Annotated in this window: 16 protein-coding genes and 1 pseudogene; 11 read left to right on the top strand and 6 right to left on the bottom strand. The window is 54.6% G+C overall.

From position 1 onward, the window contains the following. Positions 1–3: 3 nt before the first annotated feature. A complete protein-coding gene (locus TRICHSKD4_RS18365; RefSeq protein ID WP_009468409.1) occupies positions 4–2,997 on the top strand; it encodes a bifunctional [glutamine synthetase] adenylyltransferase/[glutamine synthetase]-adenylyl-L-tyrosine phosphorylase in 2,994 nt (997 codons plus the stop codon). A gap of 23 nt (positions 2,998–3,020) precedes the next feature. Here TRICHSKD4_RS18365 and TRICHSKD4_RS18360 read toward each other — a convergent pair whose 3' ends face one another. Together TRICHSKD4_RS18360 and pepN are read right to left on the bottom strand one after the other, a co-directional pair. Beyond that, positions 3,021–5,393, bottom strand: a complete 2,373-nt coding sequence (locus TRICHSKD4_RS18360; protein WP_009468408.1) for a PAS domain-containing sensor histidine kinase — start codon at positions 5,391–5,393, stop codon at positions 3,021–3,023. Positions 5,394–5,561: 168 nt separating this feature from the next. Continuing rightward, complete coding sequence (gene pepN, locus TRICHSKD4_RS18355; RefSeq protein WP_009468407.1) at positions 5,562–8,204, bottom strand: aminopeptidase N; 2,643 nt, start codon at positions 8,202–8,204, stop codon at positions 5,562–5,564. Between the two features lie 213 nt (positions 8,205–8,417). On the opposite strand from pepN, the gene yegS reads away from it, so the two are divergent. Then, positions 8,418–9,320: a lipid kinase YegS gene (gene yegS, locus TRICHSKD4_RS18350; protein ID WP_009468406.1), complete on the top strand. Its 903-nt coding sequence runs from the start codon at positions 8,418–8,420 to the stop codon at positions 9,318–9,320. Positions 9,321–9,329: 9 nt separating this feature from the next. Here yegS and TRICHSKD4_RS18345 read toward each other — a convergent pair whose 3' ends face one another. Further along, positions 9,330–10,175, bottom strand: coding sequence for an alpha/beta hydrolase (locus TRICHSKD4_RS18345; RefSeq protein ID WP_009468405.1), 846 nt, complete (start codon positions 10,173–10,175; stop codon positions 9,330–9,332). Positions 10,176–10,320: 145 nt separating this feature from the next. Between TRICHSKD4_RS18345 and TRICHSKD4_RS18340 the strand changes: the two genes are divergently transcribed. From TRICHSKD4_RS18340 to TRICHSKD4_RS18305, 8 genes and pseudogenes are all read left to right on the top strand, one after another. Next, positions 10,321–10,935: a class I SAM-dependent methyltransferase gene (locus tag TRICHSKD4_RS18340; RefSeq protein WP_009468404.1), complete on the top strand. Its 615-nt coding sequence runs from the start codon at positions 10,321–10,323 to the stop codon at positions 10,933–10,935. Beyond that, positions 10,841–12,015: pseudogene (locus TRICHSKD4_RS18335) on the top strand (CaiB/BaiF CoA transferase family protein). The gene TRICHSKD4_RS18340 and the pseudogene TRICHSKD4_RS18335 overlap by 95 nt, the downstream one beginning before the upstream one ends. Before the next feature lie 178 nt (positions 12,016–12,193). Continuing rightward, on the top strand, positions 12,194–14,092 hold the full coding sequence (locus TRICHSKD4_RS18330; protein WP_009468401.1) for an adenylate/guanylate cyclase domain-containing protein: 1,899 nt from the start codon (positions 12,194–12,196) through the stop codon (positions 14,090–14,092). Between the two features lie 168 nt (positions 14,093–14,260). Beyond that, positions 14,261–16,147, top strand: coding sequence for an ABC transporter ATP-binding protein (locus TRICHSKD4_RS18325; RefSeq protein ID WP_009468400.1), 1,887 nt, complete (start codon positions 14,261–14,263; stop codon positions 16,145–16,147). Further along, positions 16,144–18,033, top strand: a complete 1,890-nt coding sequence (locus tag TRICHSKD4_RS18320) for an ABC transporter substrate-binding protein (RefSeq protein WP_009468399.1) — start codon at positions 16,144–16,146, stop codon at positions 18,031–18,033. The genes TRICHSKD4_RS18325 and TRICHSKD4_RS18320 overlap by 4 nt, the downstream gene beginning before the upstream one ends. 116 nt (positions 18,034–18,149) lie before the next feature. Continuing rightward, complete coding sequence (locus tag TRICHSKD4_RS18315; RefSeq protein ID WP_009468398.1) at positions 18,150–19,175, top strand: ABC transporter permease; 1,026 nt, start codon at positions 18,150–18,152, stop codon at positions 19,173–19,175. Further along, a complete protein-coding gene (locus TRICHSKD4_RS18310) occupies positions 19,172–20,359 on the top strand; it encodes an ABC transporter permease (protein ID WP_009468397.1) in 1,188 nt (395 codons plus the stop codon). Before TRICHSKD4_RS18315 ends, TRICHSKD4_RS18310 begins: the two co-directional genes overlap by 4 nt. Before the next feature lie 66 nt (positions 20,360–20,425). Next, positions 20,426–21,019, top strand: coding sequence for a trans-aconitate 2-methyltransferase (locus TRICHSKD4_RS18305; RefSeq protein WP_009468396.1), 594 nt, complete (start codon positions 20,426–20,428; stop codon positions 21,017–21,019). Between the two features lie 220 nt (positions 21,020–21,239). Here the strand turns inward: TRICHSKD4_RS18305 and TRICHSKD4_RS18300 are convergent, their stop codons facing one another. Genes TRICHSKD4_RS18300 through nthA form a run of 3 tightly spaced genes read right to left on the bottom strand, consistent with a single transcriptional unit; the run spans position 21,240 to position 22,865 of the window. After that, a complete protein-coding gene (locus tag TRICHSKD4_RS18300) occupies positions 21,240–21,596 on the bottom strand; it encodes a nitrile hydratase accessory protein (protein ID WP_009468395.1) in 357 nt (118 codons plus the stop codon). After that, complete coding sequence (gene nthB, locus TRICHSKD4_RS18295; RefSeq protein WP_040617096.1) at positions 21,583–22,242, bottom strand: nitrile hydratase subunit beta; 660 nt, start codon at positions 22,240–22,242, stop codon at positions 21,583–21,585. Before nthB ends, TRICHSKD4_RS18300 begins: the two co-directional genes overlap by 14 nt. Then, complete coding sequence (nthA, locus tag TRICHSKD4_RS18290) at positions 22,239–22,865, bottom strand: nitrile hydratase subunit alpha (protein ID WP_040617095.1); 627 nt, start codon at positions 22,863–22,865, stop codon at positions 22,239–22,241. Before nthA ends, nthB begins: the two co-directional genes overlap by 4 nt. 353 nt (positions 22,866–23,218) lie before the next feature. Between nthA and TRICHSKD4_RS18285 the strand changes: the two genes are divergently transcribed. Next, the gene (locus tag TRICHSKD4_RS18285) at positions 23,219–23,719 is read left to right on the top strand and encodes a peptide-methionine (S)-S-oxide reductase (protein ID WP_009468394.1); all 501 of its coding nucleotides are present in this window, start codon (positions 23,219–23,221) and stop codon (positions 23,717–23,719) included. Positions 23,720–23,879 lie beyond the last annotated feature (160 nt).

Genomic DNA, 23,879 nt, shown 5'->3' with positions numbered 1-23,879 from the left:
GACATGACAGGACAAGCAGCCGCAGCAGGAACAAAACACTCTGATGTGGGCTCCTTGTTTGAACGCCTCGTCACGGTGCCGCGATGCAAAGACCGGGACCATGCCCAGTTGTTTCTGGATGATGTCGTCAAGCTGGCGTCAGAAGACCGTGAAGCTGCCGGTCTCGTCGACCTTTTAGGCGGCAAGTCAAACGTCTCTGATTTTTTGCTCGGCGTGATCGGCAACTCTCCATATTTGCGGGAGTTGGCGGTTTCTGATGTCGGCCGTCTGAATGCGATTTTAACCTCAAGCCCGGAAACGCGCATCGAGGAAATCCTGGAGCGGACGAAGGCGCTGCGAGCAGAGACCGAGGCGGATATTATGCGAGACCTGCGTCTCTTGAAGCAGGATCTTGCTTTGACCCTCGGGCTTGCGGATATTGGCGGGGCGATCCACCTTGATGGTGTGACAGCCGGGCTGTCACTGTTCGCCGACGCGTCGCTTGATGCAGCGATCCGCTTTTGCCTCACTGACCTGAGCAACAAGGGTAAGTTTGCGCCTGTTGATCCAGATAATCCGGGCAAGGATTCAGGACTTGTTGTGCTCGCAATGGGCAAGCATGGCGCGCTGGAGCTGAATTACTCTTCCGATATTGATCTGATCATTCTTTATGATCCGCAAAAAGCGCCCATGGCAGGATCCGCTGAGGCTCCAGTGGAATTCGTGCGTTTGACCCGGCGCTTGGTCAAAATCATGCAGGATCGGACAGCGGACGGCTATGTGTTTCGCACCGATTTGAGACTGCGCCCGGACCCCGGCGCAACACCGCTGGCCATGTCCGTTCCGGCAGCGCTTTCCTATTATGAAGCGCTGGGCCAAAACTGGGAACGTGCAGCCTTAATCAAAGCCCGTCCCTGCGCAGCTGATCTTGAAGCGGGAGCAGATTTCCTGCGAGAGATTGTTCCCTTCGTGTGGCGCAAGTATCTGGATTTCGCGGCGATTGCCGATGTGCAGTCGATCAAGCGGCAAATCCACCTCCACAAAGGCCACGGGGCGATTGCCGTTGCAGGTCACAATGTCAAATTGGGCCGTGGGGGCATCCGTGAGGTGGAGTTCTTTGTGCAGACCCAGCAGCTGATTGCCGGTGGGCGGAACCCTGACCTGCGCGGACGTCGAACACTCGACATGCTCGCCAAGCTCACGGAAGCGAACTGGATCAAGGATGACGCGCGCGACGAGCTAACCGAGGCCTATATCTTCTTGCGTGCGGTTGAACACCGTATCCAGATGCTGAATGACGAGCAGACCCAGCTTTTGCCCAAGGAAGGGGAGGGGTTGAACCGCATTGCCTGGCTGATGGGGTTTGACACCCTTGAGGGGTTCGAAGCCGCATTTCTGAAGCAATTGCAGACGGTTCAGGGGCATTACGCCGATCTCTTTGAGGATGAACCGGCCTTGTCGTCCGAGTTGGGCAATCTTGTTTTCACCGGTGATGATCATGATCCAGATACGCTGGAGACCTTGTCACGACTTGGTTTCAAGCAACCAGCTGACGCGGCGAGCATCGTCAAGTCATGGCATTTTGGACGATATCCGGCAGTTCGTTCCACCAAGGCGCGGGAGCGCTTGACGGAGCTGCATCCTGTCTTGATCAAGGCTCTGGCGGATACGGACAATGCAGATGTTGCCCTTAGGGCGTTTGATAATTTCCTGACCAAACTGCCCGCTGGGGTGCAGCTGTTTGCCTTGCTGCGCTCCAATCCGCAACTCTTGCATCTGTTGGCAACCGTCATGGGGGCGGCCCCGCGACTGGCTGAAACGGTGTCTCGCCGGGTTCATGTTCTTGATAGTGTGCTTGATCCAGCCTTTTTCGGGGCCATGCCGAGCGTCGACGAGTTTCGTGTCGGTCTGGACCGCACACTGGCCCAAGCGCGGTTTTATGAAGAGGCGCTGGATCGCGCGCGCATCTTTGCTCAGGAGCAGCAGTTTCTGATCGGCCTCCGGCTTCTCTCTGACACTTTATCGGCGGATAAGGTTGGCTTTGCCATGGCCCGTTTGGCCGAGGTGGTCGTTGATCGCCTTCTACCGCGCGTGATCGATCATGTTGCGGAGACACATGGCCGGATCGAAGGTGGAGAAATCGCAGTGCTCGCCATGGGCAAACTTGGCGGGCGAGAAATGACGGCCTCGTCCGACCTTGATCTCATTCTGCTTTATGAGCCGCCGGAAGGGGCAACCCAGTCGGATGGGCAGCGTCCGATGGCCGTGAGCCAATATTATACGCGTCTCACTCAAAGGCTTGTCACTGCGCTGTCCGCCCCAACTGCTGAAGGCAGCCTTTATGAGGTCGACTTCCGCCTCCGTCCATCCGGCAATGCCGGGCCATTGGCCACTCATCTGAACGGGTTCGTCGCCTATCAAAAATCCGAGGCTTGGACATGGGAGCACATGGCTTTGACGCGGGCCCGCGTAATTGCGTCCACATCAGACGCTTTCAAGGCGAAGATCAATGCACACCTCTCAGAAACGCTGGCCCAAACGCGAGAGCGGACAAAGCTTGCCGATGATGTGCGGACCATGCGAGCACGGATCGAGAAGGAAAAGGGCACAAAGGACATCTGGGAACTGAAACAGGTCGCAGGGGGGCTGGTTGATATCGAGTTCATCGCCCAGTTTCTGCAGCTGGCGCATGCAACAGATGACGCAGATATCTTCGCCCAAGGAACCGAACAGGCTCTGTCAAAGCTCAGAGTGGCCAATGTTCTTGCACCTGATGATGCGGATCTTCTGAACAACGCGCTCTTGCTTTATCAGAGGCTCACGCAGGTTTTGCGGATGGTCCTTTCCGGGAAGTTTGTGGCTGGCGAAGCGCCGCGCGGCGTACTGGATTTGTTGATCAAGGCTGGCGGTGCGCCTGACTTCCAACGGCTGGAGCTGGACCTTGCGGAGACGCAAACATCAGTTCGAGCAGCGTTCGAGAGAATTGTTGGCGAGGTCGCGGTCGTAGAGGCCAAGTAGGCGTTTCAAATGTGCTGGATCAGTTAGAGCAGTTCCGGCTGAACTTCCGCGCTTGGGTCGCTGGAAGGCAACAGGAAGCGAACGTGTGTCCCTTCTCCAAGCTCGGAGGAGATTTCCAGCTTACCACCGTGGATTTCAATCAACGACCTTGCGATGGCCAAGCCAAGTCCAGAGCCTTGGTGTGTTTTCGTGAACTGGTTTTCGACTTGAACGAAAGGTTGGGCGAGACGCGCAATGTCCTTGTCTGCAATGCCAATCCCTGTATCAGAGATCTCAAAGCATATACGGTTTTTCTCTTGATGAGCCTTGAGGCTGACCGTGCCATGCTCGGGGGTGAACTTTACGGCATTGGCGAGCAGGTTGAGAAGGATTTGTTTGAGCGCCCTGCGGTCTGCGCGAACCTGAATGCCATCTTCCACAGTGCAGGTGACGTCGATGTGCTTTTCACGCGCGGCGGTCGACATGATCCGAGCTGCATCTTCTGCGGCCTCTTTGGCGGAAAGGTCTTCGGTCTCGATGGACATCCGCCCGGCCTCGATCTTGGACATGTCGAGGATGTCATTGATCACATTCAGAAGGTATGTGCCGGAGTTGTGAATGTCATGACAATAGTCAGAGTATTTTTCTGTTCCCAGAGGCCCGAACATCTCTTTGTTCATGATGTCCGAGAAGCCAATAATCGCGTTTAACGGTGTTCTGAGTTCGTGTGAGATGTTTGCAAGGAACTCGGATTTCGCTTTGTTAGCGTTTTCTGCGCGGTTCCGCTCTTCAGAGTATTTGTCGGCAAGTTCTTCTAGCTGTTTTGCCTGCAATTGAAGGGTCTTGCGGGAGCGGGTCAGATCATCAACCGTCGCGTTCAGTTCTTTTTCGCGGTCAATTAGCTGTTCTTCGTGGCGTTTCAGCGCGGTGATGTCAGTGCCGACTGATACGAAACCACCGTCCTTGGTGCGGCGCTCGGAGATTTGTAGCCAGCGTCCATCATCCAGCTGGGCTTCGTAGCTGCCTTCAGGGGCATCAACGCGTTGGCTGATTTTGACCGGCTGCGGGGCTACTTGGGTGTTTTCGGCAGCGGCCATCACATCCTTGTATGGCGTTCCGGGCGTAACGGCATGGGTCGGTAGACCGTGCAGTTCCTGATAGTTGGAATTGCAGATGACCAGTTCGTTGTTCTTGTTCCACAGAACGAAGGCTTCGGAAATTGTCTCAATGGCGTCGCGCAGGCGAAGATCGGCTGTTCGGCTTTGTTCTTCCAGGCGATGTTGCTCGGTGACGTCGATGCAGATGCCGATTAGGTGCGGTTCGCTTCGGCCGGGTTCACTTTGAATTTCACCGCGTGCGCGGAGCCAGACCCAAGAGCCGTTTGCGTGGCGCATGCGGAACATTTTGTCGACAATCCCGCCGCCGGCTTCCAGCAGCTCTGTCGCGAGTTCGTAAAGATCAACATCGTCCGGGTGGGTGAGGTCGGCGACTTCTGCAAAACTCAATAGGGAGTCTTTGGGTTTGTGCCCCAGCATTTCATAGAGCGAAGACGACCAAAAAATGCGTCCGCGTGACAAATCCCAGTCAAACAGCCCGCAGCGCCCATGATTAAGGGCTGTATCAATCCGGGTCCGGGTGGCTGCGTAAATCTCGTCCGCCTGTTCCGCCCGATTGGCTTGAGCATAAAAGGCATAAATCAACACCAGAAGGATGGATGCTGTACCGACAAATAACGTTACGTTTGCAGATACATCGCTCCGCCATTCAGCATAAACACTGTTAGTTGGCTGGATGATAGCGACCATTCCAAGTTCTCCATCAAGGTGATGGATGGTGGAATAGGTATCTTCCATCTCGCCATTTCCGAAAATGTCGAGAGCGACTTCCATGATGCCAGCGCGGGCGCCGAAAACCGTAAGCGGTTGGGATGCGCCGAAAATATCGCTGATGGGTTGACCGTTTAGGTTGGGCCGAAGAGGGGCGCTTGCGATAATGCGAGCGTTCTCATCCGTTACCAGAATAACTCTGCCATCGCTGGTCGCGCCGGTTGGCAAGCTCTCGGCAAGAACACGTTGAATGGCGGATTGCTGTCCTTGTTCTGGGAGGTCTTTTTCTGCGCTGGCGAGATGTTTTGAGATGATGGTGGCGGTCAGTTCCAATTCGTGGCGGACTGTTTCATCCACACGCTGATGGTCGTTCATCAGCTCGGCTGCCCGGTAGCTTGCCAGCGTTCCGATGAAAATCAGGCACAGGATGGGAACAAGTCTGCGCAGCAATGTTTCAGACCTCAAAAGCCGTCGATAGGCTGGTGCTGCCAGCAATTCCAGATGTCCAGCAAGTGTTTGCTTGCCGCTTCCGGATTTTGAAGTCTGGTCAGCACGTCGCGCGGACGCGCTGCCGGCAAATGCCCGCGCCATCGGAAGCTTCCCGACTTTCTGGTGGTTCAACACACGAGGCCTTCGCGCCCCCGAATCACTTTCATTTGAATCGAAGGGGCGCGTTTTGTCCAGATGTCGTGGAGAAAAAAATGGTTAACGCGTCAGGCTGTTTTGGCTCTTGTTGTTAACGAATGTAAGTAGTCTTGGTCATTTTAGTGTCTTGTCCACGATTTCGCGGCAGTCACGGGACAGGTTAGAGACGTCCGATATACGTAAAAGTGCCTGTTTTGCCTTTTGAGAGCGTGATTCTTCAAGAGAACGCCACGATCGGAAACTTGTGAGTAGCCGTGAAGCCACTTGTGGATTTCGACTGTCAATCTTGGTGATAACGTCGGCGACGAAGTCAAAACCTCGACCATCCTTTCGTGCAAACTGTGTTGGGTTGCCAGCTGCGAAGGAGTGCACCAAAGCGCGAATGCGGTTCGGGTTGCCCGCGTCATAGAGCGGGTCGGTCATAAGGCTCTTGAGGTTGGCCAGGCAATCATTGTTCGGATCGGTTGCCTGAACCTGGAACCATTTGTCCATAGCAAGGGAGGCTGTCTTGTATTGGTCGCGGAATATACCGAGTGCTTCCGACCGTGCTGGCATGTTGAGATTTACCAGCAAGGTGAGGGCGGCCATCACATCCGTCATGTTGTCGGCTGACCGGAATTTATCTGCAATTGTTTTTGCCACAGTGTCAGCGCCGGAATGGGCGAAATAGACTAACGCGCGGTTTGCAATGGTGCGGCGTCCCGCAGCTTCGGCTTCCGGGGAAAATGCCCCTGTTGGCCGCAGCTTCATGACGTCGACGAATTGCTCCCGATACGCGTCAGCTACGGCGCGCATCAAGGTTTTGCGAGCGGCAAATATGGCGTCCGGGTCTACATCTTGCGCTTGCTCGCGGGCGATATCCTGCTCGCTCGGCAAAGTCAGCGCTTGTGCGCAGAAGGCCGGGTCTTTTTCAGCGAAAGCCAAAGCCTGGCCATAGGCTGCCACCAGCGCAGTATCCGCTACCATCTTCGCGCCGGTTCGCGATGCTTTTGTCAGGCGCAGGAGTTCGCGAATGGCCAAAGTCTGGAGCGATTGCCAGCGGTTAAACGGGTCGGCGTCATGGCTCGCCAGAAACAGCAGTTCTTCAGCGCTTTGGTCGAACTTCAGTTGCACTGGACTGGAGAAATCCCGCAGGATCGACAATACAGGGGCCTCCGATAGCCCCTTGAACGTGACTGTCCCCTCCGTTTTGTCCAGAACCAAAATGTCGCCGCTGATCATCATGCCAGATGCGGATGATGGGACAAGGGGCTGCCCTTCTTTGCTCAGCAAGCCAAAGCGCAAGGGAATAGAAACTGGTTCAGCCTCCGGTTGGCTGGCAAGTTCGCGGATGCTTTGGGACAGATGGATGGAAAATTTCGCATCTGCCGCATCATATTGTGTCTCAATGGCGACTTCAGGTGTTCCGGCCTGATCATACCACTTCGCAAAGCGGGAGAGGTCCTTGTCGGTGGCGTTCTCAAAGCACGCGAGGAAGGCTTCGATGGTTGTTGCGTCGCCGTCATGACGTTGGAAGTAAAGGTTCAGACCCTTCTTGAAGCCTTCTGCACCCAACAGTGTCGTGAGAACACGAATGAGTTCGGCACCTTTCTCGTAGACCGTGGCAGTGTAGAAGTTATTGATTTCCTGATATTCGCGTGGGCGAACGGGATGGGCGAGTGGGCCTGCATCCTCTGGAAATTGATGCGCTTTCAGAAGCTTCACATCGCTGATGCGTTTAACAGCACGCGAACGCATATCTGAAGAAAATTCCTGATCCCGGAAAACTGTCAGACCTTCTTTCAGGCACAGTTGGAACCAGTCCCGGCATGTAATGCGGTTGCCGGTCCAGTTATGAAAATACTCGTGTGCGATCACCGCTTCGATGTTTGCATAATCCTGATCTGTTGCGGTCTTCGGGTCAGCCAGCACATATTTATCGTTGAAGATATTGAGGCCCTTGTTCTCCATCGCGCCCATGTTGAAGTCCGAAACGGCAACGATGTTGAACACATCCAGATCATATTCCAGGCCGAACGTATCTTCATCCCACTTCATGGAGCGTTTCAGGGAGTCCATTGCCCAGTCGCAAGATGTTTCGCGGCCGTGCTCGACATAGATGTTGAGGTCAACCTTGCGACCTGACTGAGTGACGAACTGGTCGGAAACCTTGGCCAGATCACCGGCAACAAGCGCAAACAAATAAGATGGCTTCGGGTGCGGGTCGTGCCAGATCGCATAATGGCGATCCGTGCCTTCAACAACACCTGCTTCGACCGGATTGCCGTTTGCAAGAAGCGTTGGTGCTTCAGATTTGCGGGCTTCAACGCGGGTTGTGTAAACGGCCAAAACATCTGGGCGATCAAGGAAATAGGTTATGCGCCGGAAGCCTTCTGCTTCACATTGGGTGCAGTAAGTTCCGCTTGAGCGGTACAGGCCCTCCAGTTTGGAGTTCCCGTCCGGATTGATGCGGGTCTGTATTTTGAGGTCAAACTTCTCGGCGGGAGGCGATTTTAATTCCAGCTGATTAGAGCTGACGGAAATGTCGTCAGGGGAAAGGGGCAGGTCATTCAGGAGTAGGCCTGTCAGATCGAGTTCATCGCCATCCAGAACCAGTGGTGTGCCTGCAGGTGTTCCAATTGCCGGAGTGATGACCAAATGCGCGTCAACGGTGGTTGCCGTTGGCATCAGTCGGAAATACAGAAAAACCGTCTCTATCCGGTAGGGCGCGGGCTGATAATCTTCCAATCGGATGGTGACCGGTGCTTCCGGGCGCATGAAATTCTCCTTCAGGCGCTGCGCGTGGCGCAACGTTTCGCGATTCACCCACGCAAATAAGGGCTTTGGACACGAATGGAAACCCCGGCAAGCACCGGTTCGGAGGAAATCGAGACCGTTTCCCGCAGTGGACTGACCCACCAAGACATGCGAGGCTGAACTTGTTCAGTCTAAGCGTGGTTTTCTATTTCTTGTATTTTGGTGGTGTTTTCTATGGGTGGTTTGTGCCTTCGGATCGTTTTGAATGGGAAATCGGCAAGCCGCGATGATGTTCGCCAGGCCATAGGCTCTGTTCGGGCAGAAGGCCACACGGTTTCTGTACGCGTCACTTATGAAGCTGGGGATGTTGAACGGATTATCCGGGAAGCACTGCAGGATCGATCCGACATTGATGTTCTGGTTGCAGCGGGCGGTGACGGGACCATCAATGAAGTTGTTGCAGCTCTCATTGAAAACCTCGGTGCGGATGAAGAGGTTCCGTTCAACATGGGTATTCTGCCCCTAGGGATTGCCAATGACTTTGCCCGAGGGGCAGGGATGAACCCGGCGGATATTCTGGCCAGCCCGAAGGCGGCAGTCTCCAAGGATGCCCGGCCAGTGGATATTGGCAGGTTGAATAACCGGGTATTTGTGAACATGGCGACTGGTGGGTTCGGCGCTAAGGTGACAGTAGAAACAGACCCTAAATTGAAGTCCCTGATTGGAGGGGCGGCCTATCTTTTCACCGGTCTTCAGCGCTTTTCGGAGCTTGTTGGCTTTAAAGCCAAGGTCCGCGGCGAGAACATGTCTTGGGAGGGAGAGTTCTTGGCCATGGCCATTGGAAACGGGCGCCAAGCAGGTGGAGGGATTGAATTGTGTCCGGATGCTCGCATTGACGACGGCCTATTAGATCTGACCATCATCCCCTCACCAAAACGGGATGAGGTAAGCACAGTTCTTGAACACCTCGTAAAGCAGGGGCTTACCTCCTTGCGCGATCAGGTGATCAACGCTCAAGGGGCTCAATTTTCCATCGAAGCAGAAACGCCCATTCAGTTCAATCTGGATGGAGAGCCAGTGGCAGGCGACAGATTTGACGTTCGGGTTGAACCCGGACGCCTGAAACTGGTCGTTTAATGCCTATCGTCAAAGTGCAGCCAAAGCAGCTAGTTTTCGCGACATTTCGCTGTTTGGGTCAGCCAGCGGATCAACAATCGTGAAGTGATTGGCTCCTTCAACGATATTCAGTGTGGCGGTTTCCGCTTTCTCTTTCCAATCCTCATAGAGACAAGTGCTTTGGCCGATGAAAGCTGGGCTTTCGTTTCCGCCTGCAACAACAGCCAGATTTTTGATGTGAACATTTGGCCAGAAACGGGTCGAAGCGGCCTGCGCGCTTTGCTCGGTTAAATGAAGGTCTTGATTGACGCTGATCGATAGCAGCGGTGTCAAATCGTAGATTCCGGAGAGGATCATGCCTGATGTGATCAGGTCACTCGGCAGGCTTCGTTCTGCCCAATCGGTTGCCATGAGTGCAGAGACCAAATGCCCTCCCGCTGAATGGCCGTAAGGAAGCAATTTCTTGCCATATGCCTTGAACAGGTGCTCTGCGACGGATCTCACGTCGTCAATGACGTCGCTGATCGCAACAGTAGGGCAAAGGCGGTAGTTGATGGCGCCTACGTCAAAACCGCGGGATGTGAGGGAGCGGGCAAGATGGGAAAAGTAGGATTTGTCCAGTGCACGCCAATACCCCCCGTGGACAAACAGGGCCAGGCGAGGGGCAGGCAATGTGTTTTCTTCCGCTTTGAAGAAATCATATGTGTGCCGATCTGATGGGCCGTAGGGAATGTCCAAAATGGCACGGCCTCGTTTGAGGCAATCTTCTCTGAATTCCTCTGCGGATTTCTGCCAGCGCTCAAAAATCGCAGGATGTTCCGGCACTTGGGCACGGTTGTCGTACTGCGCCTCCAAATTTGTCTTAACCTCTAGCATCTTAGCGCCCTCCCGCCTGTGCAGTGTGTCAGTTTATTAATAGGAATTTCCAATGGTTATGATTTATATTTTTGATTCTTCTTTGACCTCGGCAACCTTGGCGGTTATCTAGTGGCTCAATTTCAACCAAAATCGAGTTTGAATTATGAGCCGTCTCGACAGTTTTATCCGCCGTTTGACAGCGCAAAAACAACTTCTTGAAACTGTCGCAGACCGCATATCCGGTTTGGACGGGTGTGTTCTTGAACTTGGTCTTGGCAATGGACGTACCTACTCCCATTTGCGGGAAATATTGCCGGAACGAGACATTTACGTTTTTGATCGCGATCTTGCCTGCCATCCAAGCTGCATTCCCGACAGCGAGCATATGATATTTGGTGAGATCCGTGAAACGCTGGCGTTCTGTGGCCCCCGGATAAAAACAAAGGCAGCGTTTATTCATGCTGATTTGGGGTCGGGCGACCAAACCACCGACTTGGCCACATCCAGCTGGCTGTCTCCATTGATCAACAAGCATCTTGCAGCTGACGGCTATGTCCTGTCCGGCTTGCCCCTTCAGCTTGATGGGTTTAACGAGTTTCCGATGCCGGATGGGATTCGTCCGGGCCGGTATTATATCTATCAAAAGGTATCGGTAGAGAAAGCCGTAAACGAGAGCTTGGAAGATGACAGCGCCGCTGGAGGGAGTGAAGGTCGTCGAGTTGGCGCGGATCTTGGCGGGGCCATGGATCGGGCAGACGCTCGCCGATCTTGGGGCTGATGTCGTCAAGGTAGAAAGCCCTTCCGGTGATGATACTCGGGGGTGGGGACCACCCTTCGTTGAAGATGAAGAAGGCGAACCGCTTGACGCTGCCTATTTTCATTCCTGCAACCGCGGGAAAAGGTCCATTGCCGTCGACTTTCGAACCAGTGAAGGGCAGGAGACCGTCCGCAAACTTGTTGCTCGGTCCGATATCCTGATCGAAAACTTCAAGGTTGGCGGTTTGGAGAAATACGGTCTTGATTACGAGAGCCTCAAGGCCGTCAATCCGAAATTGATCTATTGTTCTGTGACCGGGTTTGGTCAGTCTGGGCCTTATGCGCACCGGGCCGGATATGATTTCATGATCCAGGGCATGGGCGGCATCATGGACCTGACGGGAGACCCGCAAGGCGAACCGCAGAAAATCGGAGTGGCTTTCGCCGATATTTTTACGGGCCTTTATGGCGTTATCGGCGTTTTGTCGGCTCTTCACCGTAGAGATAGAACCGGGCATGGTGAGCATGTCGACATGGCCTTGCTTGATGCCCAAGTTGGTGTTCTGGCCAATCAGGCGCAGAATTTTATTGTGTCTGGAAAATCACCCAAACGCTTGGGAAATGCGCATCCAAACATCGTGCCCTATCAGGTTTTTTCGGTAAGTGACGGCCATCTGATCATTGCTGTCGGCAATGACGGGCAATTCGCCAAACTTTGTGATGTTCTGGGTGCTGCGGAGCTTGCGAACGATCCACGATTTGCGACCAACAAGGCCCGTGTTGGCAACCGCGAACTATTGATTGGCCTAATCGCACCTTTGATTGCCGCTTTTAAGCGGGATGATCTTCTGGTGCAGCTTGAAGGCAAGGGTGTGCCTGCGGGTCCAATCAATTCGGTCGAGGATGTTTTCAACGATCCGCAAGTTGCCCATCGAGACCTTCAGTGACGCTTCCTGCTCCCGGAACACGGAATGGGGAGATGACAACCATTCGCACTCCCATCAGTTTTGCCGAGAGTGAGTTGAAGTTGGAACGCGCCGCGCCTCGACTAGGCGAGCATACGGACGAAATATTAGCGGAGTTGGCGGAGGAGGGGCGCTAACAGCGGCCATTGCCTCGCTCTGACAAACGGTTACATTTTCCTCGCTGATTGGCTTAATTTCACTGGTAGATTGCGGGCTATGTGTTGCGTTGCCATATTTGGCCCATGGTTACGGGTAAGAAGCGCGTTGTGATTTTGCCTAAGCTCGCAAGGGGCGGGCCTGCTCGGGATAGATAGAATGATCTGGAAATTGCGCCGAAAGGAACGCCGGATGCATGTGCCGCTCACGCGGCTTATCGGTCTCGGCTTTGGTGCTTTTGTCGCGCTTTCTCTTGCTTTGGTACTTGGCCTGTCGGTCATGGCCAATTTCAAGAACACTTTTTCTCTCTTGAATGACAAGGCGATCCTGATCACCCGCTCCATGGAAGAGCAGCTTCGCAACCATTTCAAATCCCTTTCTGTTTCGGTGGTCAATCTCAAGCCCTATTTCGACAACGGGGAGATGGGATTTGAAACACTGGATGAAACTGTTCGCACACTCGTTCATATTGTTGCAGCTAATCCAGCTTTGACGGTGGTTGTCGTCAGCCAACAGGACGGACGCGAGTTCGGGGCTTACCGCAATCCGGACGGAACGGTGGAATCCTTCGCTGGCGATATGCCCAAGGCCAGCAAGGATGTGGTTCAGCTACCAAAACTCAGGCCTCAAGATGGACCGACCTGGGGAAAGTTGATCCAGAACGAATACGGGTTGTTTGCCAATGTGTCCGTGCCTTTGGTACGTGATGGGGTCTTGTACGGAACCCTGACGTCGGCGGCCTCTCTGGATGATGTGGCCAGAGCGGTGGCCAATCTCGACGAGGGTGTCGACATGACCACCTTCATTATTGCCGATGGCGATCAGGTTGTGATGCATTCCGATCTCGAATGGCTTCAAACCGGACAAAAACCTGCTGGCTCATTGCCAATGCGCCGATCCCGCTTCGGCGATCCGGTTCTGGAGACAATTGGAAGTGATAATGAGGTGGTCTTGCCCGAATTTCGGCAGGCCGCTCGTCAAGGCATCAAGGTCTCAATGGTCGATGTTCTGAATAATGAATTCATCATGATCCGGGCCGTTATTCCAGGCTATAGCAATCAGCCCTGGATCATTGGTCAGTATGTGCGAGGCACCTCTATTTCCCGGGAAGTGGAACGCTTGTCCGGCTCAGCATTTGTAGGCTTTATCGCGCTGATTATCGCAGTTCTGGTGGCCGTGTGGATTGGGCGGCGTGTTGCGCGTCCCTTGCGTGATCTGGCGCGGCAATCAGCGCGGGTCGGAACGTTGGCGCTGGAGGATGTTGAACCTCTGCCGCGCAGCCGGGTTGCGGAACTTGATCAGGTGGCCTTGGCCTTCAATGCGATGGTTGAGGGCCTCAAGGCAATGAACACATATGTGCCACGCTCGCTCTTTACCAAACTCATGAGGTTGGGCGCACAGGACGCAGCTGAGGCCCGCGAAGCGGAATTGACGGTTCTCTTTACAGATATCGTTGGTTTTACTGCGATTTCCGAAAATATGTCGGCTTCTGAAACGGCTGAAAAACTCAACAATCATTTTGCCATTCTCGTTGAGGCTGTCGAGGAAGAGGGCGGGACAGTCGACAAGTTCATTGGCGATGGCATGTTGGCGTTTTGGGGCGCGCCGGATGCGCGGCTAGACCATGCACAAGCGGCCATTCGCGCGGCCCGGCGCATAGCGTGTGTTTTGAAAGAGCGTAATGCTGAAGCGAGGACCTCTGGCGGAGCGGAAGTTCACATGCGCATTGGCGTTCACACCGGTACGGCTGTTGTGGGTAATGTGGGAGCTTTGGATCGTTGGAACTACACGGTCGTAGGGGACACTGTGAACACAGCAGACCGCCTTCAAGCGCTGGGCAAAGACTATGGGGCGGATAAGGAAGTTGTTATTCTGGCTAGTGCAAACACGGTCGAGCAATTGCCGTCAACTGAGCGTTGCGAGGCGGTTGGAACCGTAAAGTTACGTGGGAAGGCAGAGACGCTGGACGTTTGGGCGATTGATCCTGACGGGCAATCAGAGAGTGTAGAAGCTTCTGATTCTGTTGCAGTAAAAGCGAATTTGCCCGCCGCTGAATGACAACTCACGCCGTTTTTGAACCATAGGCTGGCTCATAATCATACTATTCTCAAAGCCTATTGAAACTTTTACGAAGTCCGCATTGCAGTGATGACTGTAAATATGGTTGTCTTTCCTGCGCGCTAGAGGCTTAGTGTGCACTATGCGGAAGCAGGGAGGGACGATAACGTGAATGTTCTCTCAGTTGAGGGACTATCTGTCGATTTTCATACGGCCGAGGGCAAAGTCCGGGCTGTAGATGACGTCACTTTCGCCGTTCCCGAAAACAAAACGGTGGCCTTGGTCGGTGAATCCGGCTCCGGAAAAACGGTTATTTCTCAAACAATCATGGGGCTGTTGCCGCCATCGGCTGTTATCTCGTCTGGCCAAGTTGTCCTGAGTGATCCCTCTGGTGAGATAGACCCTGTCGACATTGGTAGCCTTGATCGCAAGGGAGCGCGGATGCGTCAGCTCCGTGGCAACCGTGTGTCGATTATCTTTCAAGAACCTATGACATCGCTGTCACCATTGCATACGATCGGCGATCAGATAGGTGAAGCCGTGCTACTTCATCGCAATGTGGGAGGTCCGGAAGCGCGTGAACTCACGCAGGAAATGCTTCGTCTGGTGCGTTTTCCTGATCCCAAACGCGCGCTGGATGCCTATCCATTCGAGCTGTCCGGCGGGCTTCGTCAGCGTGCCATGATCGCAATGGCAATGATTTGCCATCCCGCGCTCTTGATTGCAGATGAACCAACCACTGCCCTTGATGTGACTATCCAGGCGGAAATCCTGAAACTTATCAAGGAAGTGCAGTCTGAACTTAAGATGTCAGTTTTGATGATCACCCATGATTTCGGGGTGGTTGCAAATATGGCCGACGAAGTTGTGGTGATCTATCACGGGCGGATTATGGAGCGCGGGACTGCTCAGCAGCTCTTCTCCAACCCGAAGCATGATTATCTGAAAGCGCTGCTAAATGCGGTGCCCAGCTTTCACATGGATAAGGACGAGCGGCTTGCCCCGATCCGCCCGATTGAGGTGAAAGCGGACGATCTGAAGCAAGGTCGCACGGAGTGCAAGGTCGCGCCTGGTGAGCCGCTGGTCGACGTGAAAAACATCACCAAGCGGTTCGGTTTGCGCAAAAGTGGGCTATTTTCCAGCAGCAAGTCGTTTGTCACCGCTCTGGACCAGGTGAACCTGACCATCCGGCGCGGGGAGTGCCTTGGACTGGTTGGGGAATCTGGCTCGGGCAAGACAACAGCAGCCAAGGCGATTTTGCGGGCCATGGAAATCGACGAGGGGGCTGTCTGTTACAATCACGGTGATGGCCTTCGAGATATTGCCGACCTCACCGGCGATGATCTGATGGATTATCGTCGGCGCGTTCAGTTGATCTTTCAGGATCCCTTTTCCTCGCTCAATCCGCGCATGACCATCAATGATGTGCTGATCGAGCCGCTGGAAATCCACGGGATTGGAACGCCTTCTGAACGAGCGGATCGCGCACGAAGCCTGATGTCACTTGTTGGGCTCGACGCACGTTTTTTGCGGCGCTACCCGCATTCGTTTTCGGGCGGCCAACGTCAACGAATCGGCATTGCGCGGGCGCTGGCGCTCAATCCGGAGTTCTTATTATGTGATGAGCCGACATCTGCATTGGATGTGTCGGTGCAAGCGCAGATCCTCAATCTGTTGCAGGATCTCAAACGCGATTTGAACCTGACCTATCTGTTTGTCAGCCACAATCTGGCTGTGGTGGACTATATCGCTGATCGCATAGCTGTGATGTGCCGCGGGCGCGTGGTGGAAATTGGAGAGACGCGGGAGATCGTGTCAAACCCGCTTCACCCCTATACGCAGGCGCTGTTGTCTGCCGTGCCCGAACCTGATCTGAACACACCGCTTGATTTTGCGGCGCTGGATGAAAACCGGGCATCTGAACCCGCATCCTGGCCCGAACCGTTCCGTCTGGAAGCTGGCGTTGCTCCAACACTGATCGAGATGGAACCTGAACATTTTGTCTGTGCACCGGGCCTTCAAGAGGCCCGGGCACTGGAGGGAACAGCAGCATGACGTTTTGGAAAAGCCTGGGGTTTGCAGGCGTTTTTGCAACCTCGCTTGGATTGATGTCCGCCTCGGCTTTGGAGTTGAAGGAAACACCGGGGCTGGACAGTTCGCTGCCCCCGGTTGCGGAACGCGTACCGTCTGAACCTTTAATCGTGGATCTTACGGCCTCCGGTCGCGAAATCGGCAAACCGGGTGGTACGTTGAGCACCTTGATTGGCCGTTCCAAGGATGTGCGATTGATCAATGTTTGGGGGTATGCGCGCCTTGTTGGTTACAATGAAAAACTGGAGTTGGTTCCAGATATTCTGGAAGGCGTGGAAATAGAAGATGGGCGCATCTTCACGCTGAAGACGCGCGCTGGCCATAAATGGTCTGACGGCCATCCGTTTGGCGCGGAGGACCTTCGGTACTATTTTGAGGATGTTGCGTCCAATGAAAGCCTGACACCGGTAGGCTTGCCACCGTTTCTTTTGGCCAATGGTAAACCTCCAAAATTTGAAGTTCTGGACGAGACTACCGTTCGTTACACGTGGGATGATCCGAACCCGCTGTTTCTGCCAGAACTTGCGAAGTCGCGCCCGCCGTTCATCTATCGTCCGGCACATTATCTGAAGCAGTTCCACGAAAAATATGGCGATCCGGACTTCATCACAGAACAGGCCGCCAAGGTGAAGGCACGCAGCTGGGCGCCGCTTCACAACAAAAAAGATGATTTGTACAACGCGCGGAATGTGGAGCTGCCAAGCCTTCAGCCTTGGATACGCAAGGCTGATGACAGCGACCGCCGGTTCAAGTTGCACCGCAACCCCTATTACCACCGCGTTGATAAGGCAGGTCAGCAACTGCCCTATATCGATCAAATCATCATGACGGTTGCAGATGGCAAGTTGATCCCAGCCAAGACGCAGGCAGGCGAAACTCACCTTCAGGCCCGCAACCTGTCCTTTGCTGACATTACGGTGTTGAAGCAAGGAGAAGCGCAGCAGGGGTACACAACAAACCTCTGGCTCAACACCAAGGGATCGGAAATCTCGATCCTGCCGAACCTCACAGTCAAAGATCCGGTCTGGCGGGAGCTCAACCGTGACAAGCGGTTCCGCCATGCCCTGTCGCTCGGCATCGACCGGCAAATGGTCAACCGGGTGCTGTATTTCGGGTTGGGCCGGGCTGGCAATGACACAGTGCTGTCAGCAAGTCCGCTGTTCATGCCTGAATATGTGACCAAGTGGGCTGAGTATGATCCGGACAAGGCCAATGCCCTGCTGGACGAGCTTGGCTTGACTGAGCGCCGAGGAGACGGTGTGCGGATGCTGCCAGATGGGCGGCCGCTTGAAATCATCATTGAAACAGCAGGTGAAAGCCAGACCCAGGCAGATGCTCTTGAACTGGTGGCCGAGACCTGGAAGGAGATCGGCATCAAGCTGTTCGTCAAACCGAGCCAGCGGGACATTTTGAGGGAACGTGCGATCACCGGGGATCTGGTCATGTCCGTCTGGACCGGGTTTGAAAATGGCATTCCGACGTCCGAAATGCCGCCAGTTGATTACGCTCCGGTTTTGGGCGAGCGCCTCAACTGGTTTGCGTGGGGTGACTATTATGAGACCAACGGAGAGGGCGGCGAAAAGCCCGATTGGGAGCCCGCAATCCGTCTAACTGAACTCTATGAGGCTTGGCTTTCTTCCCGATCTAAAAAGGAGCGGGAAGACATCTGGACCGAAACCCTGGAAATCCATGCTGAGGAAACGATCCAGATCGGCCTGGTGTCGGCGGTTCGTCAGCCGGTGGTGGTCAATGGCGTGAAAAACGTGCCGACAGATACTTTCTATGGCTGGGATCCGGGCGCGCAGTTCGGCGTTCACCGCATGGACGAGTTCTTCCTCGCTGATCAATAATCAGCCGAAAACGAAAATGGTGCAGCGGAGCTTCTCCGCTTCGCCAATTGAAATGAGATAATAATGGGGGCCAGGCAAAGGGTCTGGTTGCGCGGAACGCGACAGGGGCAAAACGGGTGCTGTTTTACATTTTCCGGCGAATATTGCTGATGATCCCGACCTTGTTCGTGATCAGTTTCCTGACATTCTTTATTATCGAATTGCCAGCGGGCGATTACATTACCAACCAGATTGCTGCGCTGAAGTCTTCTGGTGAACAATCCTCTGTTGCCAAGTTGGAGTTCCTTCGTAAGGAATTCGCGTTGGATCGACCGTTTTTTGAGCGCTACCTTATCTGGATCGGGGCCTGGCCGGGGCCGCACGGATTTGACGGCCTGCTTCAGGGCAATTGGGGGTGGTCGTTTGAGTTCGACAAGCCGGTTGCTGAAGTTGTCGGCCCAACGCTGCCACTGACCGTTTTTCTGAATTTTGCCACCATATTGTTCGTCTACGTGCTGTCCTTTCCAATCGGGATTTACTCTGCGACCCGCCAATATTCCTGGGGGGACTACGGGTTTACTTTCCTTGGCTATATCGGGTTGGCAACACCAAACTTCCTGCTCGGTTTGATCTTGCTTTATCTGTTCAATCGCTGGTTCGGCCTGTCTGTCGGCGGTCTTATGGCGCCTGAGTACATTGACCAACCATGGAGCGTGGATAAAGCACTCTCGGTTTTGGCGCACTTGATCGTTCCGACCATTGTGATTGGAACATCCGGCACAGCGGCTATGATCCGGCGGCTGCGCGCCAACCTGCTTGACGAGCTGCACAAGCAATATGTGACGACGGGGCGAGCCAAAGGTTTGCGGGAAGGCCAGTTGCTGGTGAAATATCCGCTGCGCATGGCGTTGAACCCGTTCATCGCCGATATTGGCAATCTCATCCCATCCATGGTGTCGGGCTCGGTGATTGTATCTGTAGTGCTCAACCTTCCAACGGTTGGGCCTGTGCTCTTGTCAGCGCTTCAAAGCCAGGACCAGTTCTTGTCCGGGTTCATACTTCTGTTTGTGGCCATTTTGACCCTGATTGGCATGTTGATTTCAGACCTCTTGCTCGCGGTGCTTGACCCACGAATTCGTCTCGGGGGGAGGGCATCCCAATGACCGATCATCTGGATAAAAAGCCCGAAGCAGCGGCGCATGAGGTCGAGCATTATGTAGACCCGACGCCGTTTAACCCGGCAACAACAGAAGAGCTCTCACCGGAGCAGGAGCGCTTCTATCAGGCCTCTCAATGGCAGATCATGTGGTGGAAGTTCAAACGCCACAAGCTTGCGGTCTGGTCGGGAGTGGTTCTCATCCTGTTTTACTTGTGTGTGCCGTTTGCAGAAGTAATCGCTCCTTACACGGCCAACACGCGCGACAGCCAACACCTTTATGCGCCCCCGCAAAGTGTGCATCTCTTCCACGAGGGGCAGTTCGTCGGCCCATTTGTCTATGGCATGAAATCTGAGGTCGATCTGAACAGCATGAAGTGGGTCTTTTCTGAAGACCGAACCGATGTTCAACCGATCCGGTATTTCTGTTTTGGCGATGAGTACCAATTCTGGGGCCTTTGGGACGGGAGCTTTCATTTGTTCTGCCCGGCGGAAGGCGGAACGCTGTTTCTGCTCGGCACTGACAGGCTCGGGCGGGACATGTTCTCAGGTCTGGTCTATGGAGCGCGTCTCTCACTCACCGTTGGCCTCGTCGGGGTGACGATTTCTATCGTTCTGGGGCTCTTTTTTGGTGGGATTGCTGGGTATTTCGGCGGTATTGCCGATAACCTGATCCAGCGTGTGATCGAGATCATGCGCTCGCTGCCCGAGTTGCCGCTCTGGATGGCGCTTTCTGCTGCCTTGCCGGTGACGTGGAGCCCGGTTTGGATTTATTTCGGCTTGACGATCATTCTCGGGTTGCTGGACTGGCCAGGACTGGCCCGCGCCGTGCGCTCCAAGCTGTTGTCCTTGCGCGAAGAAGAATACGCGAAGGCTGCCGTTTTGATGGGGGCAAAGCCAAAGCGGGTGATTACCCGCCATCTGCTTCCAGGCTTCTCCAGTCACGTGATCGCGTCTGCCACGCTGTCCATTCCCTCCATGATTTTGGGGGAAACGGCGCTGTCGTTCCTGAACCTCGGGCTTCGCCGCCCGTCCGTTTCCTGGGGTGTTTTGCTCAATGAAGCGCAGAATATCTCGGTGGTGACGGTCTATCCTTGGCTCATGGCACCGGTTATCCCGATCATTATTGTGGTTCTGGCGTTCAACTTCCTTGGCGACGGTTTGCGCGACGCTGCCGATCCCTATAAGTGATCTGTTATCAAGATTTTCTCCCGCCTGCGTTCCTCCGCAGGCGGTTATTGCAGGTTGGAGTACCTTATGTCGAAAAATGCCAGCACCGCTGCAGGGTGGGATGAAGAATATGAAGCCGGGCGCTGGGCGTTCTTGCGCTCGCTGCCAGAAAGCGGGCGTTATGGCATTATCGGCATGTGGCTCAATCTGACAGAAAGCAATGCCGAGGTTCTGGATATCGGGTGTGGTGAAGGGCTTTTGTATGAGCGCCTCGCACCGATGGGGTTGAAGCGCTATGTCGGTGTCGACCTATCCCCGGCTTCTCTGAAAATCGCCAATGTTGATCCAGAGATTGCGTCCTTGCGGGCTGGGGATATGCACACCTTCACGCCGAATGAAGGCGAAACCTTTTCGGCCATCGTCTTCAACGAAGTGCTGCATTTTGCCGAAGATCCCGGCGCGGTTGTTGCCCGCTATGTGCCGTTCTTGAAGGAAGACGGGGTCATCGCGTTTTCGATGTATGCACCGAACAAGCCGACTTCCGGAGCCAACAAGCTGATTGCCAAGCTTTGGGGTGCGACGGACGATGAGGCAAAGTGGGACGTCCTCGACGATTATCGCCTGACCTCGGACAAGAAGAACGTCACCTGGCGCATGCGGCTTGTCAAGCCGGTTCGCTGATCTCAGAGTTTTGTTCTGCCGTCCCGGCCTTTGCGCCGGGGCCTTATGCAGCCGTTGGGAAGGTCCCGGATCAGGTCCGGGACAGGGCCCCCACAGGCTTGAGCTTTTCCGGAAGTATCGTTGCACCTGAGATGCCGTCCCGGCCTATGAGCCGGGACTTCCTGCAGCAACTTAGATGCTTCCTGATCAAATCCGGGACGGCGGTGAAGCGACTTCGAACTTATCGTGTCAACTCTATTGGTTCGCCGTGCGGCGTGGATTTGGCCGCATTGTCCCAAGCCTGCTTGAGGTCTGAGAGGGCCGATCCTGCAGCGATGCCCTTTGCGGTCAGCAGTTTTTCAAATGCAGCGAGCCAATGGTCGTAGTAGCCGGGGGCGGTTGTGCCCAAAGGCAGATCATCATCCTTGTGTAGTTCGGTGCCAAGGGTTTCCGCCCATTCGTTCCAGCTGAAGAGGCCTGCGTCATGAGCCTTCAGGGTCATGGCAAAAACGCGGGCTTCCCACGGAGCGGCAAAAACCGGTCCGCCTTCATCTTTCGGAATGGCGGGCAGGGCGGCGAGAAGGTCAGGCGGGGTCAAGATAGGGCTCCCACAAGTCAATCTGGAGGGTCAGGGTCGGGTCGCTGTCCTCGCCCCAGACGTCCTTTCCCTTGAAGGTGACATTATAAAGCCAGGTCGGTGCTTCGCCCTTTCCGGCAGCATTGCTGTCCGGGAAGACATGAACGCCGTGAACGGCCTCGATTACGCCAATGCAGTTGCGGGCATAGCGCGGCAGACGGGTGTGGCCTTCCGGGTGCATGCGTTTGGTGCGCACCTTGTCGCCCACCTTGTAACGTGCGGCCTGCGTTTCTGGTCGGTCAGCAGGCCCACCCTTGGCGAGGATCGTGGCAACGTCCTGCGCCTTGGCGATCCGCTTGACCGGAGCTGCCGGGCCAAGCGCTGCTCGGGCCTTCAGTTCTTCCGCTGAAACCAGCCCCGCGTTCAGCAGTAGCTTTTCCAGACCCTTGGTCCAGATTTCGTAATAGCTAGAAGAGAGATAATCGACGGGATGCAACGTCTCGCGGGCATGGCGGGAGGTATCAATGTTCCAGCTGCCGGTCATACCCATGGCAAGGGTGAGGGCAAAGGCACGCTCTTCCCATTCGGCATGAAAGTTCGGCTCGTTTTCTTCGATTTCAATGGGGCCAAAACCCATCTGGCCGCCGAGGTCCTGTGCGCCATTCATGCGGCAGTCTCCAGTTTGGCGGGATCGAGAGCGAGGGCGGTGCCGATCATGCTGTCGCGCACCACAAGCTCGGCAAGCTTGTCCTCACTCCAGCCGTCAGTGCCCACTGGGCGCATGGGGATAACCAGATAGCGGACTTCCGCCGTTGAATCCCAGACCTTGATTTGGGTCTCTTTCGGCAAGGTGACGCCAAACTCGGCAAGAACGCCGCGCGGATCGCGTACGGCGCGGGAGCGGTAAGGGGCGGATTTGTACCAGACAGGAGGAAGGCCCAGAACGGTCCACGGATAACAGGAGCATAAGGTGCAAACGACCATGTTGTGGGTCTCGGGTGTATTTTCCACCGCCACCATGTGCTCGCCCTGACGGCCTGTGAAACCGAATTCGGCAATTGCTGCGGTCGCATCACTCAGGAGGCGCTTGCGATACTCCGGATTAATCCACGAACGGGCCACCACGCGTGCGCCATTCTTCGGTCCAATCCGGGTCTCGTAGGTCTCTATCAGTTCGTCCAGAGCGGGTGGATCGATATAGCCCTTGTCTGTCAGCAGCGTCTCAAGCGCTCGGACACGCAATTCGATGTCCGAAAGCTCGGAATGATCGTGGTCATGATCGTGGGACATGGGCGGTCCTGAAATGACAAAAAATCTCGAGGTGGGATCTTAAGGTGATTTGTCGACGATCCAAATAGAATTTCGTATCAATCCCTTAGGTGGGGTTCCGGCGCGAAGGCCGGGACGGCAAGCGGGCAGAGAAAGTCTCGGCTCGGTGGCCGGGACAGCGGCAGTGTGATGGTTTGGTAAGGTGCCGTCCCGCATTTGATGCCGGACCTGTGGGAAGGAGAATGATTGCCATGTGTTGCAATTCGGAACCATTTCACCTGTCAACTCCTGGTGATGAAGAGTTGTTTCACGCTGCCCTTGTCGAACTGTTGTGCTGATCACAAATCTAGAGCCTCAGCGCATGGGGTAAGGCGATGAAAGACCTTCAGAAAATCGGATTTGGCGGCGGGTGTCACTGGTGCACGGAAGCTGTGTTTCAGGCGCTTACTGGTGTGAGCCAGGTCGATCAGGGGTTCATGATGTCCGATCCGCCGCATGACAGTTGGTCGGAAGCTGTTGGCGTGACGTTCGACCCCGGGATCATTCCGCTGGAGGTTCTGACCGAGATTCACCTTCGCACGCATGCCTCCACGTCCAACCACAAGATGCGCGGCAAGTATCGCAGTGCAGTCTATGTCTTTGATGAGAATCAGTCGTCTGAGGTGCAGCGGATTCTTTTGAGGCTTCAAGCGGAGTTTGACGAGCCGTTGGTCACGCAGGTTCTGGACTATCGCGGCTTTCGCGCTTCTGAGGAGCGGTTTCAAAACTACCATTTGAAGAACGCAGAGCGTCCGTTTTGTCAGACCTATATCGATCCGAAGCTTGCTCTTTTAAAGCGAAATTACCGCGGATTTTTGCAAGGCAGCAGCAAGTGAAGAGCGCGTTCTTTGCGTAAAATAACCTAGAGTAGAATTTTAAATATTTACCATTTTTAGTAAAATCTTGAGTTCTGCGTCCTTTTATTCTGGATTTTCGAAAATATGTGTTATTTATACTCGTAAAAGCTGTATTTCGATTGTTTCTACCGTACTCTTG

The sequence above is a fragment of the Roseibium sp. TrichSKD4 genome (assembly GCF_000148725.1).
Lineage (GTDB): Bacteria > Pseudomonadota > Alphaproteobacteria > Rhizobiales > Stappiaceae > Roseibium.
The sequence above is the reverse complement of the archived record's forward strand: the minus strand, read 5'-3'. Positions and strand labels throughout refer to the sequence as shown.

Bases quoted from the DNA above. Each gene is read 5' to 3' on its own strand.
- TRICHSKD4_RS18360 (WP_009468408.1), bottom strand. From the start codon at position 5,393: ATGGCGCGGGCATTTGCCGGCAGCGCGTCCGCGCGACGTGCTGACCAG.
- TRICHSKD4_RS18285 (WP_009468394.1), top strand. From the start codon at position 23,219: ATGAAAGACCTTCAGAAAATCGGATTTGGCGGCGGGTGTCACTGGTGC.
- TRICHSKD4_RS18330 (WP_009468401.1), top strand. From the start codon at position 12,194: ATGATCTGGAAATTGCGCCGAAAGGAACGCCGGATGCATGTGCCGCTC.
- yegS (WP_009468406.1), top strand. From the start codon at position 8,418: ATGGGTGGTTTGTGCCTTCGGATCGTTTTGAATGGGAAATCGGCAAGC.
- TRICHSKD4_RS18345 (WP_009468405.1), bottom strand. From the start codon at position 10,175: ATGCTAGAGGTTAAGACAAATTTGGAGGCGCAGTACGACAACCGTGCC.
- pepN (WP_009468407.1), bottom strand. From the start codon at position 8,204: ATGCGCCCGGAAGCACCGGTCACCATCCGATTGGAAGATTATCAGCCC.
- TRICHSKD4_RS18320 (WP_009468399.1), top strand. From the start codon at position 16,144: ATGACGTTTTGGAAAAGCCTGGGGTTTGCAGGCGTTTTTGCAACCTCG.
- TRICHSKD4_RS18310 (WP_009468397.1), top strand. From the start codon at position 19,172: ATGACCGATCATCTGGATAAAAAGCCCGAAGCAGCGGCGCATGAGGTC.
- TRICHSKD4_RS18340 (WP_009468404.1), top strand. From the start codon at position 10,321: ATGAGCCGTCTCGACAGTTTTATCCGCCGTTTGACAGCGCAAAAACAA.
- TRICHSKD4_RS18365 (WP_009468409.1), top strand. From the start codon at position 4: ATGACAGGACAAGCAGCCGCAGCAGGAACAAAACACTCTGATGTGGGC.
- nthB (WP_040617096.1), bottom strand. From the start codon at position 22,242: ATGAATGGCGCACAGGACCTCGGCGGCCAGATGGGTTTTGGCCCCATT.
- TRICHSKD4_RS18305 (WP_009468396.1), top strand. From the start codon at position 20,426: ATGTCGAAAAATGCCAGCACCGCTGCAGGGTGGGATGAAGAATATGAA.
- nthA (WP_040617095.1), bottom strand. From the start codon at position 22,865: ATGTCCCACGATCATGACCACGATCATTCCGAGCTTTCGGACATCGAA.